We start from the raw sequence: 17,828 nt of genomic DNA, 5'->3' as shown, positions 1-17,828 counted from the left end.
ACGAACTCCCACTATCGATACACTATCAATGTCTTACGATACCACTTCAACGGCCGTTCCCGAGCCGCTCTCCCGGCTCGCTCGACGCATCGCTGGACCGCTCACTCGTGGCACCGAACACCGTCGCCGACTCGAGGAAATCGACGTCAAGATCGTCGTTTCCGGCACCCGCGGCAAGTCGGGAACGACCGAACGGATCTACGACGTCCTGCGCTCTCGAGGATACGACGCCTACGCGAAGGTAACCGGCAACCACCCGCTCTCGCTGTACGACGGCGAGGAGAACCCGATCGAGCGCGGTGAACGCGTCACCCTCTACGAGAACGTCGAGGAACTTCGAAAGTACTTCCCAGTCGACGCGCTGGTCCTCGAGAACCAGGGGATCACGGACTACACGACCCGGATGATGAACGAGCGGTTCGGCAACCCCGACGTGCTCGTCCTCACGAACGTTCGCCAGGACCACCGCGATACGCTCGGCGGGACTCGCGCTGACATCGCGCGGGCGTTCGCTCGCGCGACGCCCGCCGGAACCCACGTCGTCAACGGCGAACAGGACGAGCAACTCCGGGCGTACATCGAACGCGAACTCGAGGCCGTCGACGCGACTGTCTCCCACGTCGACGTTCCCGAACGTCACGAGAATATCCCCGCCGCTGAATGCATCTACGCGCTCGATCACGTTCTCGAAGCCATCGACGAGGAACCGCTGTCGGACCGCCAGCGCGAATCGATGCTCGCGGAGTTTCGCGTCGAGTGGACCCACGCGCTCGGCGGTCGAGTCTACAACGCGGCGGATGTCAACGACGTCGAGAGCACCGAAATGGTGCGTCAGGCACTCGTCGACGACGAACGGATCCAGCCGTTCGTCTACCTCCGCCGGGACCGGCGCGCTCGCACCGCGTCGTTTCACGACTACCTCGAGGGACTCTTCGAGGACGGCGCGATCGAACAGGCGCGAGTCGCGGGCGGTCACGCGGATCTGTTCGCCGAAAAATCTTCGTTCCCGGTTGTCAGCCACGATCACGAATCCGAGTCGGCAGAGTCCGTCCTCGAGTCGATGATCGCGGACGGCTGGCCGGTGCTCGTGATGGGAAACACCGTCGCCGAGTTCATGCGCGATCTCGACGACGCGATCGAGCGCCACGCCGAGTCGCCGGAATCGGACGGGGCGACCGCATCGGATCTCGAACTGGAACTGCCCCGGAAACCGGTCGATTCCCAGCTCCCGGTCCAGTCGGTCGATTCCCAGCCGTCGAGCGATGCCGACGGATCGCCGTCCCGACTCTCTCGCGTACAGAGGTGATCATGTAAAGACGAAATCCCACTCGACGAGTGTCACTCGACTCGTCGATATCCGGCCAGAGGCGCTTCGCTCGTCGACTGCCGCTCGGGAGGCGGTACGCTCCCATCGAAACGATGACATCATGACAAACGATTCAGACACCAACGGACGCATCGACCGGTTCAACCCGTCGCGACGATCGCTCCTGACCGCCATGGTCGGAACCCCGGCGGCACTCGGCCTCGCCGTCGGCTCCTACCAGGCGGCCACGAGTGCCATCAGCGAGGCGGACCTCGAGACGTGTCTCGTCTGTTCGCTCGCCGACGGACAGGCCGAGTTCGTGGAAGATCGAACGTCGATTTCGGCCGATCCGCGACTGCTCTCGGCACACGGGCTCTCGGCGGGCCAGCAGGTTCGACTGTCCCGACCGGACGACCCGAGCGAGTTCGCGGTCTATACGATCGCGGAAAAAACGCCCCGAGGCGCCGGAGGACATCGTTCGCATGTCCGACAGCGCTCGCTGTCGGCTCGACCTCGGATCGGCCGAGCTACAGGCGACGACCGACGAGACGAACTGTCCCGGCCCCGCCGGCGACTGTTCGGTGAGCGACGAGGAGTTCGACGCCGAGATCACGTCGACGATTCCGAACCCGAGTCTCTCCGAGTCGGAGGCCAGAGAGCAGGGCGAGCTGATCGAGCGCCTCGACGCGAACGGCTCCGACCAGATCTTCATCGCGCCCCACGGCGGCGCCGTCCAGCCCAAGACGGACGATCAGGCAGAACACGCCGCGGATCTTGCTGGCACGACCTGCTGGCGGACGAAAGGCTGGGGGCCGGATGCGGGCGCGTTCCAGCGATGGTACGTCCCGTCGATGGCGCTCTCGCCCGACTCGTATCCCGAACTCGAGACGGTCGCGGACACCGACTTCGACGTCGCGGTGGACTTCGGCGGCGTCTGTGACACCGGGATCGTCGTCGCTGGAAACGCGCCGCTCTCGACGCTCGAGGGCGTTCGGGATTCGATCAACGCCGCGTTGCCCTCCTGTGCCGAGCAGGCGACGTTGCCGGCCGACGACGGCCTGACGGGTGACGGGCTGCTCGTCGACCAGCTCGGTGCCGACAGCGTCTTCCTCGCACAGAGTTCGGAGACTCGACGCGCCTACTGGAAGGAAATCGCGACTGGCGCGGCCGCGGCGCTCTCCGAGGACGTCGAGGTCACGGCGAGCGGGACCTGTCAGTAGCCGCTAGTCTGTCGGGCGCTATTGCTGGTCGCGAACCGAACCGATACCGAACTCAATTTCTATCGCGGATCCACTCGTGGAGGTCGAGTCTCGTCTCGATGCGCCGATCGAACCGGGAACTCAGTTGCGCGTCGGTCCGCTTCGATCCGAAGCCGGTTTAGTCGCCGCGGTCCGAACCGTAGCCAATGCCATTGTGCGTGACGTTTCTCGGAACCAGCGGGGCGATTCCGACCGCTCGGCGGAACCCCACCAGTCTCTTCGTCGCGCGCGAGGGCGACGAACTGTTGTTCGACGCCGGCGAGGGAACGCAGCGACAGATGATGCGCTTTCGAACGGGGTTTTCGGTCTCTCATCTCTTCGTGACCCACCTCCACGGCGACCACGTACTCGGAATTCCGGGGCTCCTCCAGACGATGGCGTTCAACGATCGGACGGAGCCCCTTGCGATCCACACGCCGCGGGGCACTCGATCCGAAATCAGTTCGCTCGTCAACGCGCTCGGCAACCGGCCGTCGTTTCCGGTCCGGATCAACGAGGTCGGCGGCGACGACGTCGCCTACCGCGCCGACGAGTACGAGGTTCGCGTCTTCGAGACCGACCACGACACGCGCTCGGTCGGCTACGCGCTGGTCGAGGACGACCGCAAGGGCCGATTCGACCGCGAGCGCGCCGAAGAACTCGGCGTCCCGGTCGGCCCGAAGTTCTCGAGACTCCACGCGGGCGAGGCCGTCGAACTCGAGGACGGCACCGTCGTCGAACCGGACCAGGTCGTCGGCGAGCCCCGCCCCGGTCGCTCGCTCGTCTACACGGGCGATACCCGCCCGACGCAAGCGACCCTCGAGGTCGCCGACGAACCCGACCTGCTGATCCATGATGCAACGTTCGCTGACGACCGGACCGAGCGCGCGACGGACACGGCACACTCGACGGCGCGGCAGGCGGCCGAAATCGCCCGCAGGGCCGGCGCGGATCGGCTGGCGCTCATGCACATCTCTTCACGGTACGCCGGCGACGTCGAGGACCATCTCGCGCAGGCTCGAGACGTGTTCGACGGCGAGGTTTCACTGCCGGAAGACGGCGACAGGGTCGAAATTCCGTATCAGGACGACTGAGCGTGCGTTCCGGTCACTCGATCCGATACGAATTTCACATCACAGCTTTCGTTGTATGTCCTTCAGTACGAGCAGTATCTGGTAGGATATCACCACCAGTAGAACCAGAAGTCCCGTCTGCAGCAACTGGTTGAGCGCCACGCCGTATACTTCCCGTGCGACTGCGGCGAGGATTAGCGCCGCAAGTACCCCGTATCCAAGCACGAAGTCGCCCAAGGACCGCTCCGATGACATTATACTGTCACGAAAGAGGAAGACAGTATGTAAGTACGTTGTGAAGCCCGCGGATCGAAGCACTGCGGCGATTCCGCGCCGGATTTATACCCGTCTCGCCCCTATAGTCGTCCGTGAGCACCCGAACGAGTGCGTTGAACGCAGTCGTCTTCGGCGTCGACATCCAGAGCGGGGACGTCCGCGGTGACACGCCTTCCTACGCGCTGGTCCGGTACGACGGCGAGGACCTCACTCGAGACGTCGTCACCCACCGCAAACTCAGGCGGCTGATCGACGACGTCGAGCCGGCTCTCGTCGCGACGGACAACATGTACGAACTGGCGGCGGACAAAGACCAGTTGATCCACTTTCTGGGGTCGCTACCCGCCGATACACGGCTCGTGCAAGTGACAGGAGCGCAACAGCCCGAACCCCTCTCTCGAGTTGCCAAGCGTCACGGGATTCCCTACGGCAAGGATCCAATGAAAGAGGCCGAGGCCGCCGCCAAACTCGCGGCCCACAACGTCGGCCACGAGGTCTCGGCGTTCACCGATACCACGACGGTAAAGGTCTCGAGAGGCCGATCGACCGGCAAGGGCGGCTGGAGTGAAGATCGCTACACCCGGCGGATCCACGGCTCGGTCAAGCGCCGCGCCCGCGAGGTCGAATCCGAACTCGAAGACGAGAACCTCGAGTACGAGACCGATATCCGGGAGTCCTACGGCGGCTACGCCAACGCCGTGTTCACGGTGCAGGGGCGTCCGAGCGACATTCCCGTCTCGAACGAGCGCTCGGGCGACGTTCGGATCGAAATCGAGCGCGAACGCCGCGACGGGATCGAGTTCAAGCCGCTCGCCAAGCGTCGCGATCACGTCGTCGTCGGCATCGACCCGGGAACGACCACCGCGGTCGCCATCGCCAGCCTCGAGGGCGAGATCCTCGACGTCTGGAGTTCCCGAACCAGCGACGCCGCGGACGTGATCGAGTGGATCGTCGAGCGCGGGCGGCCGATCATCGTGGCAGCGGACGTGACGCCAATACCCGAAACCGTCGAGAAGTTCCGCCGAAGCTTCGACGCCGCGGCGTGGACGCCGACCAGCGACCTGCCGGTCGACGAGAAGCAACACCGCACGCGAGAGCATCCCTACGACAACGATCACCAGCGGGACGCGATGGCCGCGGCGCTGTACGCCGTCGACGACCACGAGGATCAGTTCGAACGCATCGCCGCCAAACTCCCGCCGGGAATCGACCGTGGCGAGGTGACGGCGCGCGTCGTCGCCGGCGAGGAGAGCGTCGAGGCCGTTTTGCGGGACCTCTCCGACGAACCCGAGGACGAGGAGGAGTCGACCGAGCACGAACCCCGAGAACTCACCGAGGAGGAAAAGCGGATCAAATCGCTCGACCGGCAGGTCGAGCGCCTCCAGTCACACGTCGAGCGCCTCGAGGATCGCCTCGAGACCAAAGACGAACGGATCGAGGATCTCGAGGCGGAACTCACCGTCTCCAGACGCGAGGAGCGTCGCCAGGTCCGCAAGGAGTCGGAGGTGAGTCGTCTCGAGCAGAAGGTACAGCGCCTCGAGCGCGAACGCGACGAGGCCCGCGACAGCGTCGGCGATCTCGAGGACAAAGTCGAGCGGATGAAAGCCCTCTGGAAGCTCGATCACTCGAACTTCAGCGACGTGTCGGCCAAAAAGGAGGGGCTGGTGCCGGTGAAGGTGGTAGAGCAGTTCACCAAGGGCGCGATCCGCGAGGCCGACGACCAGTACGGCATCGCGGCCGGAGACGTCGTCTACGTCCGGGATGCAAGCGGGGCCGGCAAGTCGACCGCGGAACTGCTCGCCTCGTTCGAACCGCGGGTCGTCCTCAAGGACGGGGGGCTCTCGGAGGCGGCCGACCGGATCCTCTTCGAGGCCGAACTCCCCGTCGGCCCGGCGGGCGACGTCGCCATGCAGGAGGTCGACGAACTCGCCGTCGCTCGAGAGGAAGACGTCGAGGCCGTGATCGACGACTGGCACGACCGGGCTCGAGACCGCAGACGCGACCAGAAGGCGTCAATGGTCGACCAGCTCATCAGCGAACACCGCGCGGGAGATAACGAAGCCTGAGAACGGAGCCGATTTCAGTCCTGGGTCTCGAGCGGCGAGAGAACCTGCGGAACCTCCGCGGGCTCGATTTCCTCGCCCAGGTCCTCGAGTTCGTCGACGGGGCCGTTGACGAACAGCGCGTGGGCGACGAAGCCGATGGCGACGATGCCGAGGCCCGCGATCGCGACCTCGAACGCGATCGATGTCGCGATTCCGATGACGACCCCGGCGGCGAGGCTCGCGGCGATACAGAGCAACACCAGGTCGTAATAGTGCAACGTGTATCCCATGGGAGTCACTACGGCTGCAAGCAGATTAACGTTATCCAGTTATCGGGCCGCAGGACGGTACAAAACGCCTGTCTGTACCCCTCTCACATCATGCCGAAGGCCCCGAGCATCCCCGAGACCAGCGCCTTGACCGTCAGCGCGAGTCCGACGAGCACGATCGCTATGCCGGCGGCGACGATGTAATTCCCGTAGGCGATGACTGCGATTCCGACGAGAACGATGACGAGCCCCGCGATACCGAGCGGGCCGAGTTTGTCGAGCATACGCGTGAGTCGATTGCCGCCCAAAATAAACGGCGTGGTTTGGGGTGTCGCCGGTCTCGAGTCGCCGCCACCCGAAATCCGGTCGCCGCCGTCGGATCGCCTTCGGTGCGATTTCCTTGATAGAGTTTAAAACCCTCCAACACCAACGACGACGTATGAGCGAGGACGAGAGCAGCCGCAAAAACCTCCGAATGCCAGACGATGACGAGGTTTTCGCGACGGTCACGAACATGCTGGGGGCGAACCGGGTCACAGTCCGCTGTGCCGACGGGGAAGAACGCACCGCGCGCATCCCCGGTAAGATGCAAAAGCGCATCTGGATCCGCGAGGACGACGTGGTCCTCGTCGAGCCCTGGGACTGGCAGGACGAGAAGGCCGACATCACCTGGCGCTACGAAAAATCCGACGCCGACCAGCTCCGTCGTGAAGGCCACATCGCGTAGTAATTCCGATCAGACAAGGGCGTACACCCCGTATGCGACCAGTTGTCCGACTGGAAGTAACGCGACGAGACCCCATTTTATCAGCGGTCGATTATCCTGAGTAGCCCCAATCGTGTAGAGACCGGCACTGACGGCAACCGTCAGGAGGTACAGCGTGACGAAATTCCAGAACTCCGCCATTTCTCCGGGGTAGGACGCTATTTGGCCACCGAACAGGAAGTACGCAGCGACCCCGACTCCCTGAACCACCGCGTACGTCCAGACGATTAGTCCCGCAATCTCGAGAATCGACACGGCGGGGACGACGCGGACGTAGCAGACGACAGCGATGGCGATGGGGAGCGTAAAGAGCACGAACGTCACGAGTCGAATGCTTCTGACCGACGAAAATGGGCCGTTCAGCGCGAGCAAGGCGATTCCGGCGAGCAGGAGGAGGGCTATCACTCCGTCGAACAATCGCTCGTTCTTGAGCGTATACCGTTTTCGCACGTCAATCATGTTCTGTGACTGTCGTTATCCCCGATCGTAATCAATCGTGTCCATTTCACCACCACTCTCCTTTACGTGTGGCATCCGTTCAATCGCCAGTTTCGCCCACTGTGACGTTGGTGTCTATAGCAGTCCGTACACCCACCGCCGGGCGGGACTGAAAGGGGCTTTCACGGGTCGACGAACCCGGACGACGCAAGCACTGCAAGGAGCGAGCGTCGCGAGCGACCGAAGCGCGTGGTTCGAGAGAGCTCTGCTCTCTCGTCATCACGAAAGGCGCGAACCGCCTTTCGAACGACAGCGAGGCCCGGGAGTCGAACGCGAAAGGGGCTTTCGACCGTTTAGGGGCTGTTGAAACCATCATCGGCTAATAAATATCGACTAACAAACTGTGAAAGGATCAGTAGGTACAGGTGTCTCACGGATCGCGGGGACAGGATACAAGGACCAATTCAGGACGTACCGTTAATTGAATTGACGAGATATCACCGTAGAGATCAATACGAACACGAAGTCAAGCGCAAGAGTCAGATTCACACCAAATTCAAATAAGAATATAATTCCGACACCTGTGATCATAGCCCCAATCACCATCTCAGAGATTCCACTACTCGGAAGTGAACGATAGATGGTGGTGGGTCGTGTGAGTGATAAGGGTTTGGTATCTAATTGGATACGGTTCCGATTCCGGAAGATAATTTTTTGAAAGAGAAACTCCGCGAGGCGACGGCGACCGACGGATTCGGCCAGCACAAAGTGGTTCTCCGGGCACAGGCGGGTTCCCCGAGCACAGACGTTCTAACAGTCACGCCCAAGCGCCGGTTGGGTGATCCAGACCTTCCTGGGGGTCGCTTGCCATCGCCGTCCGAAAAATCACATGAAGCTATCGAGGCCGGTCTGTTCCTGCCCGGATTTGACCTCCTCCCACGAGACGTCGAGCGCCTCGAGGATTCGTTCGATCGGCCCCTCCAACGTCTTCTCGAGCATCGTATCGTAATCGATTTCGAACTCGGATGGGATCTGATCGTCGTACTCGAAGCAGATGACGTCCGGGTCGCGCTTGAACGCGCCGTAGAGGGGATCGCGCCGGGCGTCGAACTCCTCGTCCTCCTCGAGTCGACGGAAGAAGGCGGGATCGACTCGATCGAGGTACAGCCGCTTGGGTTTGCTCCCGCGGTCGAAGTTGGTCCCCAGCATGAGGTTCGCGTACTTCGCGCCGCGAACCTGTGCGGTGTCGGTGTCGTAGTTGTCGAGTCGTTTTCCGATGCCGCCCGGAATGGCGATCTCCTCGGGGTTGACGCTCCCGGATTCGAAGTCTTCGATGATGCCGTTGACGTACTCTTTGACGCCTTCGATGTCGCCTTCGCGGACGATCATCTCGATGACCTGATGCTGGACCTCCTTCGTGATCGGGGCGATGTCAGAGCGCTTGTACTCGAAGCCGGTGATGTCGATGTCGTCGACATCCTTTCCCTCCTTCCAGATGATGTGACCCGCGTAGCGTTTCTTCGTTCCCGCCTGGAAGAAGCGCCGGTAGAGCTTCTCGAATTCGATCTGGAAACGGTGGGATTCCGCGTTGAGCTCTTCGCGCGCGAAGTCGTCGTAGCGGTCGTTGACGTAGTCTTCGATGTCGAACGACTGCTCGAGTGCGTCCTCTTTCGTGACGTCCGGTCCGAGCTCCAACATGACAGAGTCTGTATCACCGTAGGCGACGGTATGATCGAGCTCGCTCGCTGCGGTTTCGGTGAACTCGATGACCTCTCGTCCCGTGGCGGTGATCGCCGATGCTGCATCCTTGTCGTAGAGACGGAACCGCTCCCACCCCGACACGCCGTAGAGGCTGTTCATGATGACCTTCACGGCCCCTTGCTGGCGGTCGTACTGCTCGTACTCGCGAGTGCCGGGTTCGTACTCGTTTCGGAGTGACTTCTTTTCCTCCCGCTCTGCGAGCAGTTCGTTGATCATCTCCCGCATCACCCCGTCGGGCTTCTTTCGGAAGTGCGTTCCCGAGGGCGCGACGTAGGTTTCCCCGTCGTACTCGTCGGGATCGACTCTTGTCTCCGGCGAGGCATTGATCGTCGTCATACACATCGGGTAGAGTGACTTCAGGTCGAGGACGGTGACGTTCTCTCGAACGCCCGTGATCGGCTCGAAGACGGCCCCGCCCTCGTACTCCTCGCCGGCCTCCTGCTGGCCCTTCGAGGGAAGCGCGAACTGGCCGTGAGCCTGATGGAGGACGTACATGTCGACGGTATCGCCGGGCGTCGGGGCGTCCTCGAGTTTACAGCCGACGAACGAGCGCACCTCATCCCAGAAGGCGACGATCTCCTGCTGGCGATCGAGTTCGACGCAGAGTTCGACGTCCCGGAGGTTGTACTCGAGCAGGCGCGTCGGGTCGTCCTCCCAGAGGTCGCCGATCGAGCCGGCGTAGCGTTCCTTGCCGACGCCGAGTTCGGCCTCGCCGACGGCGTCGAGCCGGTAGGAGTCGAGTTCCGAGAAGACCATCCGCTGATAGGCATACAGCAGGTCGAAGACGACCCGACCTTTCACGTCGGGGCCGCCCCAGCCGCTTCGCCAGACTTCGTCGACGCGCGAGAGCCGATCCGGGTTCAGGTCGTAGTCGTGGTGTGGCCCCTCGAGCACCTCGAGGCGATCGAGGAAGTACGGGCAGTCGAAGTCCTCGAAGTTCCAGCCCGTGAGGATGTCCGGATCGGTGTCGTCGACGTAATCGAGAAACGCCTCGAGCATCGCTTCCTCGTCGGCGAAGCTTCGGACCTCGTGGTCGATGTCGCCTTCGATCGGTTCGTACTCCTCGATCGCCGTTGGAGTCGCCCCGTTACCGACCGGTGCCTCGTAGAGCCACATCACGTACTCGTCGCGGTAGGAGTCGTGGCTCGTGAGACAGACGATGGGTTCCTCGCCGTCCTCGGGGAACCCGGCCCGGTCGTTGACCTCGATGTCGAAGGTACAGACGCGCGGGTCGGCGTCGACCTCGGCTGCGGCCACTTCGTCGTGTGGGACGTGGACCGTTCCGTCGTCTGCTCGTCGCTCGGCAACTGTGATGCCGCTTCGAACGTCCTTGTCGATGAGAAACCGGTTCGGGAACAGGACGTCGGCCTCGAAGTGCTCGAACTCGTCTCTGACTTTCCCGACGTCCCGCGGCGTCTGGCCGAAGATCTTCGTCAGTTTCTCGCCGCGGATGCTCTCGTAAGGTTCGCCGTCTTCGTCGGTCTCTTCGTGGCCGGTCAACCGATCGTACTCCTCTTCCGGAGGGTGCTCGAGCGAGTTCGTGGGCGCGTAAAAGTACGGCCGAAACCCGAGGACGCGGACGTGCTCGAGCGTCCCATCGGGGGTTCGGCCGAACACGTTCATGATCACGCGCTCGTCGTCGCCATAGCCGTCGATCGTGTAATCGACCTGCATCACGGCGAGGTCGAGTTCGCCCGTGGCCTCGGGGATCGTCTCCTCGACGACGTCGACCACTTCCGAACGATCCGCTCCGCCGTTCCCAGCGACGGCCATCGCCTCTTCCGCCGGCCGCTCGTCGGACTCGGGAGAAAACGAGTCGAGGCCGGTCTGTGCCGCGTCGGTCATTGCTGGTGAGTTTGAAGGGGCTGGATAAAAACCCCCGCATACCGACCGTTCCACCGACTGGAAACGGAACGCTGGCCCCGCCTTTCGGTCCGGACGTGATAGTGCCGGGGCAATAAGACATATAACTTGGTAACACATAGCACAGTCCACGGTGATCGAAGTGTCCACTCGAGGTACTGACGATATGACGGCCGACGCACCGCGTAGCGAACTGACGGGCACCGAAACGATCGAATCGTACGAAATCGACGACGGCGTCGTCTTCTATGACGCCGAGAACCCCCTCGCATGGGTCGAAACGTCCCGGACGCTCCCGCTCAAAGAGTTCGTCTGAGAGAACGACGCTGTGACCGACGAACGCGAATCCTTTTGACCTTCCTATCCGTCCCAACTGATGTGGCCGATCGATCCGACCTCGAACCGGAGGAGTACGATCCGGAGGCGGAGTTCGCGGACCCCGAGAGCGACACGATCACGATCCCCGACGTGAAACCGGAGGAGTCGGAGGAAAAAACGGTTACGCCACCGAAGATTTCGATTCCGGAAGTGACGGTCGCAGAAACGGATGTCCCGGAGCCGATTCTCCAGCACTTCTGGATCCTCGTACTCGTTCTCAACGCTGCGTTGCTCGCGGTATCGCTCGGATCGATGTTGGTACTCTTCGAGGGGATGCTCTCGACGGGCGGGACGCTGGCCGTCGGTGGGTTCGTGCTCCTCGGGCTTGCGCTCCGTCGATACAGGACGCTCCAGTCGCTCGAGGGATCCGATCCGACGCCGACTGCAGACCCATAACTCACTACTATGAAAACCGTACGCGCCGACGACGGAACGGACTACGTTCTGCTCAAACGATCCGACGACGCGAGTCTCGTCCGCGATCCAGCGACCGGTAACGAGTGTTACGTCCGAAACGACCGACTCGAAATCGTCGACCGATCGCCGCTCGAGACGGCTGCGAGCGCCGTGCCTGAATCAGTTCGACGGCTCGTGACGAACGTCCACGACGAGAAGGCCCTCGGTCTCCTCTTCGAACTGGCCGAACGCGGCCCGACCGGCGTCCGAACGCTCCTCGACGCAACCGACTTCTGCGAGAGCGATCTGCACGGCACGCTCACCGTTCTCACCGCGTCGGATCTCCTCGAAGAGACGACGGTCGCCGACGAGCGGGGCTATCGCGTCACCGAAAGCGGCCGGGAGGCACTCGAGTGGATCAGCGCCGAGAACGACCCGTCGTTGTGAAGCGACAAAAAGTACGAAAACTGCGTGTCGTTTCAATCCGGACTGCCGAGTGGAATCGATATCGGTCGCCGGTTTCACTCGGTAGTCGATCCCGGCGCGACACTCGAGGGCGAACGAACTAATTGACCGGTGAATCGACCGGGTCGTCCTCCCGGTCGATCGTCCGGCGGGGCCGTCGGGACGTGACGCGTTCGATCTTCTCGAGGAGGGTCGCTTTCGAAATCGGTTTGACGAGATAGTCGTCCCAGTCGGCCTCGAGACGGTCGATCGAAGGGTCGATCGCGGAGACGATGATCACGGAACAGTCGTAGCCGCTTGCTCTGAGCAAGGAGAGTACTTCGTCACCGGATAGTCCCGTCATTCGACGGTCGAGCACGACGACGTCGATCGAGTTGTCCACTGCCTCGAGGGCCTGTTCGCCATCGTAGGCGGTCCGAACGGTCCAGTTCGGCTCGAGCCATGCGGCAAATAGATCCGCGAGTCGAGGATCGTCGTCTACGACGAGCACGTCCACGTTCGAATTGTCCGCCATCCCCTGTCCCATCGTCTCAGTCACCCACGAATCACCCATGGTTCTTCCCTGTCATAAAGCTCGTGACCACATGACAAATAATCTATTATTATGTCGCCGAGAGACCGTTCGCCGCGAAAACGGGTCACTGCATCGCGTCCACCGCTTTCTAGTTGCCTTCGAACTCGGCGTCGCCGTCGCCCATGAACGCCGTGATGCCTTCCATCAGATCGTCCGTTCCCATCAGTTGTCCAAAGGCGGCGGCTTCGTACTCGAGGCCGGCGTTCGTGTCGTTTCGACCGGCGAGCATCGCGCGTTTCGTGTACTTTGACGCGATCGGTGGTCCGCCGGCGAGGCTCGCGGCGAGCTCGAACGCACGGTCCTCGAGGTCGGCGTTCTCACAGACTTCATTGACGAAGCCGTACGACTCCATCGTCTCGGCGTCGTATCGATCCGCGGTGAGAATGATCTCCTTTGCCCGACCTTCGCCGACGATTTTCGGCAGCCGCTGGGTTCCGCCCCAGCCGGGGATCAACCCGAGGTCGAGTTCGGGCTGGCCGAACTCCGAGCGCTCGCTGGCGACGCGCAGATCCGCACAGGCGGCGAGTTCCATACCGCCGCCGAGACAGTAACCGTCGATGCCGGCGACGACAGGCAGGTCGCTCGACTCGAGCGTTCCGAACGCGGATTGGCCCTTCCTCGAGAGTTCGGTTCCATGAAGCGGATCCGCACCGCCGGCGGCCATGCTCTGGATGTCGGCGCCTGCGGAGAACGCCTTGTCGCCCTCGCCGGTGACGAGAATCGCACGGATGTCTTCGTCGTCCTCGAACAGTTCGACCGCGTCGACGACCTCGTCGATGAGTTGCTCGCTGACGGTGTTCATCCGGTGCGGTCGGTCGAAGACGATGTGACCGACCATCTCGCCGGGGTACTCAACCCGAATCGCCTCGAAGTCGACACCGTCGTCGTCCTCGGCTGAATCGTAGAACGTACCGACGTCCGCTCGCTCTCGCAGGTACGACGCAGGCTCGTATCGGGCGTGACCCGTCTCTTCGTGGGCCGACTCGAGCGTCTCGAGAGCCGCCTCGAGTCCGAACTCGTCGACCACGGTGACCGGACCGTCTGGGAAGCCGGCTCCGAGCATGACGGCCTCGTCGATCGATTCCGGCGGGGCCACGTCGTCGCCGATCAGCTTCGCGATCTCGTTGGCCATCGACGCGATCAGTCGCCGCTTGACCATTTCCGACTGTTCGTCCGTCGGAATATCGACGCCGTCACCGTCCTCGTAGTCGTAGAATCCCTTGCCGGTCTTCTTGCCCAACTCCTCGTTCTCGACTTTCTCCTCGAGCAGCGGTGCCGGCTCGTAGGCGTCGCCCAGCACCTCGTGCATGTACTCGAGAACGTGGTAACTGACGTCGTTTCCGACCTGGTCGCCGAGTTCGAAACTCCCCATCGGCAGTCCCATGTCGAACTTCGTCGTCGAGTCGACTTCGGCGATGGTCGCCTGGTCCGTACTGACGAGCCACGACGCCTCGTTCATCAGGGGGACGAGGATCCGGTTGACGATGAATCCTGGAGTGTCCTTGTGTACGCGCACGGGTGACTTTCCGAAGTCCTCGGCCAGCGCTTCGGTGACCTCGAGCACCGATTCGTCGGTGTGTTCGCCGGTGATGACCTCGACTAGCGGCATCCGGACCGGTGGGTTGAAAAAGTGCATGCCACAGAAGCGCTCCGGGCGATCGGTGACCTCCGAGAGGTCGGTGATCGAGAGGCTCGAGGTGTTTGTCGCGAAGATCGCTTCCTCCGGGGCGGCTGCCTCGAGATCGCCGTAAACCTCGGTTTTGATCTCCATCTTTTCGGGAACCGCCTCGATGACGATGTCGGCGTCGCCGACGGCTTCTTCCATGTCGACGAGCGGCGTCACTCGCTCGAGGGTGGCATCCGCTTCGTCTTGAGTGAGTTGATCGTTTTCGGCGAGTTTGTTCAGCGACCACTCGATCTGTTCGTAGCCGTTCGTTACGAACTCGTCGTTGATGTCACGCATTCGCACGTCGTAGCCCGCCATCGCGGCGACTTCCGCGATTCCGTGGCCCATATTACCAGCGCCAAGAACTGCGACGGTGTTGATATCTTCGAGATCCATGGTGGATTGTCAATCCGTACCGGTTTTAACGTTTCCCTCGAAAAGGAAAGAAACTATATTTGAGTTTATGTCCGGTTACGAAGTTCTTTATCGTTCACGAAAGAAGTGGTTCGCATGGAGTTTGGGCTATCCGACGAACAACAGCAAATCCGCGAAGAGGTAACCCGGTTCGCAGAGAACGAGATAGTGCCGGTCGCCGAGGAATACGATGTTGAGGAGAAATACCCCCACGACGTCGTCGACGAGGCGGCGAAAATGGGATTGACAGGATCGTACATCCCGATGGAGTACGGCGGCGCGGGCTACTCGATTCTCGACACCGCGATCATCACCGAGGAACTGTTCTCCTACGATCCGGGCATCGCCCTCTCGATCGTCTCGACGTCGTTCGGTTGTGAGGCGATCATGAACTTCGGGACCGAAGATCAGAAAGAGCGCTTCCTCGAGCCCGTCGCGCTGGGCGAGAAGATTTCGGGCGCTGCGATCTCCGAACCCGACACCGGCTCCGACGTCTCTTCGGTCTCGACTCGCGCCGAAAAGGACGGCGACGAGTGGGTGATAAACGGCAACAAGATGTGGATCACCAACGGGACTGTCGGCGATTTCTTCGTCGTGCTCTGTAAGACGAACCCTGACGCCGAAGGCCGGTACAACGGCTTCAGTCAGATAATCGTCGAATCCGACCGCGACGGCTTCCAGGCCGACAAGATCACTGGGAAACTCGGTATTCGCGCGTCGGATACCGCCGAACTCGTCTTCGACGACGTTCGCGTCCCCGAGGAGAACCTCGTCGGCACGAAAGACGCCGCGTTCATGCAGCAGATGCAGTTCTTCGACGAAACCCGAACCGCCGTCGCCGCACAGGGCGTCGGAATCGCGAAAGGCGCGACGCGAGCGGCCCTCGAGTACGCTCAGGACCGCGAACAGTTCGGCAAATCGATCTCGGAGTTCCAGGCGATCCAGCACAAACTGGCCGAAATGGCGACGAACACCGAGGCCGCACGCAACCTGACCTACAAGTCCGCCTGGAACGTCGACCAGGGCGGGGACGTCACCAAACTCGCCTCGATGGCGAAGGAGTACGCCTCCCGCGTCGCCGTGGAGGTTGCAGACGAAGCCGTCCAGATCCACGGCGGTGCCGGCTACGTCAACGACTTCCCGGTCGAGCGGTTCTACCGGGACGCGAAGATCACGCAGATCTACGAGGGAACCTCCGAAATTCAGAAGAACGTCATCGCCCGCGAACTGCTCGGAAAAGGCTTCTAACCCGAGTACTACTGCTTTAATTCCCGCGAAAAACGTTTCTCGTACCGTTTTCTCCGCCAAATACTCGCTCGATTACTCCGCCGGCTCGACGATCTGTTTGCCGCTTCCGAGTTCGAGGCCGCCCGCAAGCGTCCGGACCGGGTACGGAATGTCGATTCCCTCCTCGTCGAAGCGCTGTTTGACGCTGGTCACGTACTCGCCGCGAATGCGGACGAAATCGGCGCGGCCGGGATCGGCGATCCAGAACCGCGACTGGAGGCCGACATCCGAACTGCCGAGTTCGGTGAGTCGGACCGACGGGGCCGGGTCCTCGAGGATGTCTGGGTGGTCCATCGCCTCCTCGACGATGATGTCGGACGCCTGTTCGATGTCGTCGTCGTAGCCGATGCCGAAGACGAACTTCAGGCGGAGTTTATCGCTCTCGACCGGGTTCTTGAGAACGCCGTTCGTGAGTTCCGAGTTCGGCACCGTCAGCAACTCGTTGTCGAAGGTTCGAACTCGAGTCACCCGCAGGCTGATGTCCTCGACGGTTCCGGCGTATCCGTCCCACTCGATCCAGTCACCGATCTTGAATGGCTTGTCCGTGTAGATGAAGACGCCGGCAACGAAGTTCGCGATCACGTTCTGGGCCGCCAGTCCGATCGCAAGTGCCCCCGCGGCAGCGATACCAGCCATCGAGACGAGGAAGTTTCCGTACCCGCCAAAGCCGAACGCGACCGCAATCGCGACGAAGATAATACCGAACTGCGTAATCAGCGTGAGCGGTTTCTGTGCGTGTGCGTCGAGATTCCGTCGCGTCATCGCCCGGTTGACCAGCGGCACGACGACGGCTCGGCCGATGAAATAGATGGCTAGAAACGCGACGATAAACCGGATCACGCCAGCAGCGCTCGTTGCAATCTCCGAGGAGATACCAGCGTCTTGCAATCGTGCACCGATCGGGCCGGTCGCCAGCACCGCTTGTGCGGTCCCTGTCATCGGTACATCACCGCGGTGTGACCTCGCGTATCGAACACGGTCGCGTTCACGCGGTCGGCGAGATCAGCCGCCTGTTCTTCGGTCGAACTGCCCGCCCGAGCGGCACGGAGGAACTTGACTTTGACGAGTTCGCGGTCTGCGAGCTGGTCGTTGAGCTCGTCGACGACCGCGTCGATTCCGCTTTTCCCGACCCAGACGGTAACGTCGAGGTCGTGGGCCTTCCGTTTTCGCTCCTGTCGATCCATAGCCCCGTTAGCGGGTCGATTGGTTTCAATCTTCGTGAACTGGGTCAGCCGGTCAACTCGAGCCACGGCGCGTGGTCACTACTCGCATTTGGACTCGGCTCCGTCGGCGTTTTCTCCCCCCTCGTCTCCGCCGGCATCGCCGTACGGATATCGAGCGTGCGAACCGCACGTACACGTAATTACGACGTGACCGTCTCGCAACCGAACCCGAGCGTTCGTCCCCGGGCGGACGTATCGGTCACACCGGTCGCAGGTGAACCGACGAAACGTCCGCGGCAGTTGCAGTCGGTTGCGCTCTGCGACTCTGCGCGCGAGTCTGACGTACTCGCGAGCGCGCTCGTCGTCGGATCTCGAGGCCGCCGCTCGAGCGAGTTCGTGCAGTCGGTCGATGCGCTCGGCGGCGATAGTCATCGCGTTATCGTTTCGTCG

General features: G+C 62.1%; 20 protein-coding genes. 9 read left to right on the top strand and 11 right to left on the bottom strand.

What is annotated here, in order from left to right; genetic code table 11:
- Positions 1 to 28 precede the first annotated feature (28 nt).
- Positions 29 to 1,306: a Mur ligase family protein gene (locus EL22_RS01150; protein ID WP_082146635.1), complete on the top strand. Its 1,278-nt coding sequence runs from the start codon at positions 29 to 31 to the stop codon at positions 1,304 to 1,306.
- Between the two features lie 133 nt (positions 1,307 to 1,439).
- On the opposite strand, the gene EL22_RS18350 is transcribed toward EL22_RS01150, so the two are convergent.
- On the bottom strand, positions 1,440 to 1,781 hold the full coding sequence (locus EL22_RS18350) for a hypothetical protein (protein WP_231587855.1): 342 nt from the start codon (positions 1,779 to 1,781) through the stop codon (positions 1,440 to 1,442).
- A 7-nt stretch (positions 1,782 to 1,788) separates the two neighbouring features.
- On the opposite strand from EL22_RS18350, the gene EL22_RS01145 reads away from it, so the two are divergent.
- Positions 1,789 to 2,526, top strand: a complete 738-nt coding sequence (locus tag EL22_RS01145) for a hypothetical protein (RefSeq protein WP_231587854.1) — start codon at positions 1,789 to 1,791, stop codon at positions 2,524 to 2,526.
- Positions 2,527 to 2,711: 185 nt separating this feature from the next.
- Positions 2,712 to 3,638: a ribonuclease Z gene (gene rnz / locus EL22_RS01140; RefSeq protein ID WP_050049765.1), complete on the top strand. Its 927-nt coding sequence runs from the start codon at positions 2,712 to 2,714 to the stop codon at positions 3,636 to 3,638.
- Positions 3,639 to 3,677: 39 nt separating this feature from the next.
- On the opposite strand, the gene EL22_RS01135 is transcribed toward rnz, so the two are convergent.
- Positions 3,678 to 3,872, bottom strand: coding sequence for a hypothetical protein (locus EL22_RS01135; protein ID WP_050049764.1), 195 nt, complete (start codon positions 3,870 to 3,872; stop codon positions 3,678 to 3,680).
- 113 nt (positions 3,873 to 3,985) lie between these two features.
- Here EL22_RS01135 and EL22_RS01130 point away from each other — a divergent pair, with 113 nt between their 5' ends.
- Complete coding sequence (locus EL22_RS01130; RefSeq protein WP_050049763.1) at positions 3,986 to 5,959, top strand: DUF460 domain-containing protein; 1,974 nt, start codon at positions 3,986 to 3,988, stop codon at positions 5,957 to 5,959.
- A gap of 14 nt (positions 5,960 to 5,973) precedes the next feature.
- Here EL22_RS01130 and EL22_RS01125 read toward each other — a convergent pair whose 3' ends face one another.
- Positions 5,974 to 6,228 carry a hypothetical protein gene (locus tag EL22_RS01125; protein ID WP_050049762.1) on the bottom strand — a complete coding sequence of 85 codons (255 nt, stop codon included), beginning with the start codon at positions 6,226 to 6,228 and terminating at the stop codon, positions 5,974 to 5,976.
- Between the two features lie 83 nt (positions 6,229 to 6,311).
- Entirely contained in the window at positions 6,312 to 6,491 is a 180-nt protein-coding gene (locus EL22_RS01120; protein ID WP_049953789.1) for a hypothetical protein, read from the bottom strand.
- A gap of 155 nt (positions 6,492 to 6,646) precedes the next feature.
- Here EL22_RS01120 and eif1A point away from each other — a divergent pair, with 155 nt between their 5' ends.
- On the top strand, positions 6,647 to 6,934 hold the full coding sequence (eif1A, locus tag EL22_RS01115; RefSeq protein WP_050049761.1) for a translation initiation factor eIF-1A: 288 nt from the start codon (positions 6,647 to 6,649) through the stop codon (positions 6,932 to 6,934).
- Between the two features lie 9 nt (positions 6,935 to 6,943).
- Here eif1A and EL22_RS01110 read toward each other — a convergent pair whose 3' ends face one another.
- Together EL22_RS01110 and EL22_RS01105 are read right to left on the bottom strand one after the other, a co-directional pair.
- Positions 6,944 to 7,432 carry a hypothetical protein gene (locus EL22_RS01110; protein ID WP_050049760.1) on the bottom strand — a complete coding sequence of 163 codons (489 nt, stop codon included), beginning with the start codon at positions 7,430 to 7,432 and terminating at the stop codon, positions 6,944 to 6,946.
- Between the two features lie 864 nt (positions 7,433 to 8,296).
- Positions 8,297 to 11,017 carry a DNA-directed DNA polymerase gene (locus EL22_RS01105; protein WP_050049759.1) on the bottom strand — a complete coding sequence of 907 codons (2,721 nt, stop codon included), beginning with the start codon at positions 11,015 to 11,017 and terminating at the stop codon, positions 8,297 to 8,299.
- A 151-nt stretch (positions 11,018 to 11,168) separates the two neighbouring features.
- Between EL22_RS01105 and EL22_RS01100 the strand changes: the two genes are divergently transcribed.
- The 3 genes from EL22_RS01100 (at position 11,169) to EL22_RS01090 (ending at position 12,256) form a co-directional block, all read left to right on the top strand.
- The gene (locus EL22_RS01100; RefSeq protein WP_050049758.1) at positions 11,169 to 11,351 is read left to right on the top strand and encodes a hypothetical protein; all 183 of its coding nucleotides are present in this window, start codon (positions 11,169 to 11,171) and stop codon (positions 11,349 to 11,351) included.
- A 62-nt stretch (positions 11,352 to 11,413) separates the two neighbouring features.
- The gene (locus EL22_RS01095; protein WP_050049757.1) at positions 11,414 to 11,809 is read left to right on the top strand and encodes a hypothetical protein; all 396 of its coding nucleotides are present in this window, start codon (positions 11,414 to 11,416) and stop codon (positions 11,807 to 11,809) included.
- Between the two features lie 9 nt (positions 11,810 to 11,818).
- Positions 11,819 to 12,256, top strand: coding sequence for a hypothetical protein (locus EL22_RS01090; protein ID WP_050049756.1), 438 nt, complete (start codon positions 11,819 to 11,821; stop codon positions 12,254 to 12,256).
- Positions 12,257 to 12,374: 118 nt separating this feature from the next.
- On the opposite strand, the gene EL22_RS01085 is transcribed toward EL22_RS01090, so the two are convergent.
- A complete protein-coding gene (locus EL22_RS01085; RefSeq protein WP_343123176.1) occupies positions 12,375 to 12,812 on the bottom strand; it encodes a response regulator in 438 nt (145 codons plus the stop codon).
- A 124-nt stretch (positions 12,813 to 12,936) separates the two neighbouring features.
- A complete protein-coding gene (locus EL22_RS01080) occupies positions 12,937 to 14,910 on the bottom strand; it encodes a 3-hydroxyacyl-CoA dehydrogenase/enoyl-CoA hydratase family protein (protein WP_050049754.1) in 1,974 nt (657 codons plus the stop codon).
- A gap of 114 nt (positions 14,911 to 15,024) precedes the next feature.
- On the opposite strand from EL22_RS01080, the gene EL22_RS01075 reads away from it, so the two are divergent.
- Positions 15,025 to 16,176 carry an acyl-CoA dehydrogenase family protein gene (locus tag EL22_RS01075; RefSeq protein WP_050049753.1) on the top strand — a complete coding sequence of 384 codons (1,152 nt, stop codon included), beginning with the start codon at positions 15,025 to 15,027 and terminating at the stop codon, positions 16,174 to 16,176.
- Positions 16,177 to 16,248: 72 nt separating this feature from the next.
- On the opposite strand, the gene EL22_RS01070 is transcribed toward EL22_RS01075, so the two are convergent.
- The 3 genes from EL22_RS01070 to EL22_RS01060 all read right to left on the bottom strand — a co-directional run bounded on the left by EL22_RS01070 (position 16,249) and on the right by EL22_RS01060 (position 17,810).
- The gene (locus tag EL22_RS01070) at positions 16,249 to 17,154 is read right to left on the bottom strand and encodes a mechanosensitive ion channel family protein (protein ID WP_050049752.1); all 906 of its coding nucleotides are present in this window, start codon (positions 17,152 to 17,154) and stop codon (positions 16,249 to 16,251) included.
- Positions 17,151 to 17,399 (bottom strand): YhbY family RNA-binding protein, encoded by a 249-nt coding sequence (locus EL22_RS01065; protein ID WP_050049751.1) that lies wholly within the window; start codon positions 17,397 to 17,399, stop codon positions 17,151 to 17,153. The genes EL22_RS01070 and EL22_RS01065 overlap by 4 nt, the downstream gene beginning before the upstream one ends.
- A gap of 78 nt (positions 17,400 to 17,477) precedes the next feature.
- On the bottom strand, positions 17,478 to 17,810 hold the full coding sequence (locus EL22_RS01060) for a ribonuclease P protein component 4 (RefSeq protein ID WP_050049750.1): 333 nt from the start codon (positions 17,808 to 17,810) through the stop codon (positions 17,478 to 17,480).
- Between the last annotated feature and the right edge of the window lie 18 nt (positions 17,811 to 17,828).

It is taken from the genome of Halostagnicola sp. A56, assembly GCF_000691505.1.
Classification (GTDB): domain Archaea; phylum Halobacteriota; class Halobacteria; order Halobacteriales; family Natrialbaceae; genus Halostagnicola.
This window is presented reverse-complemented; position numbering and strand designations above follow the sequence as displayed.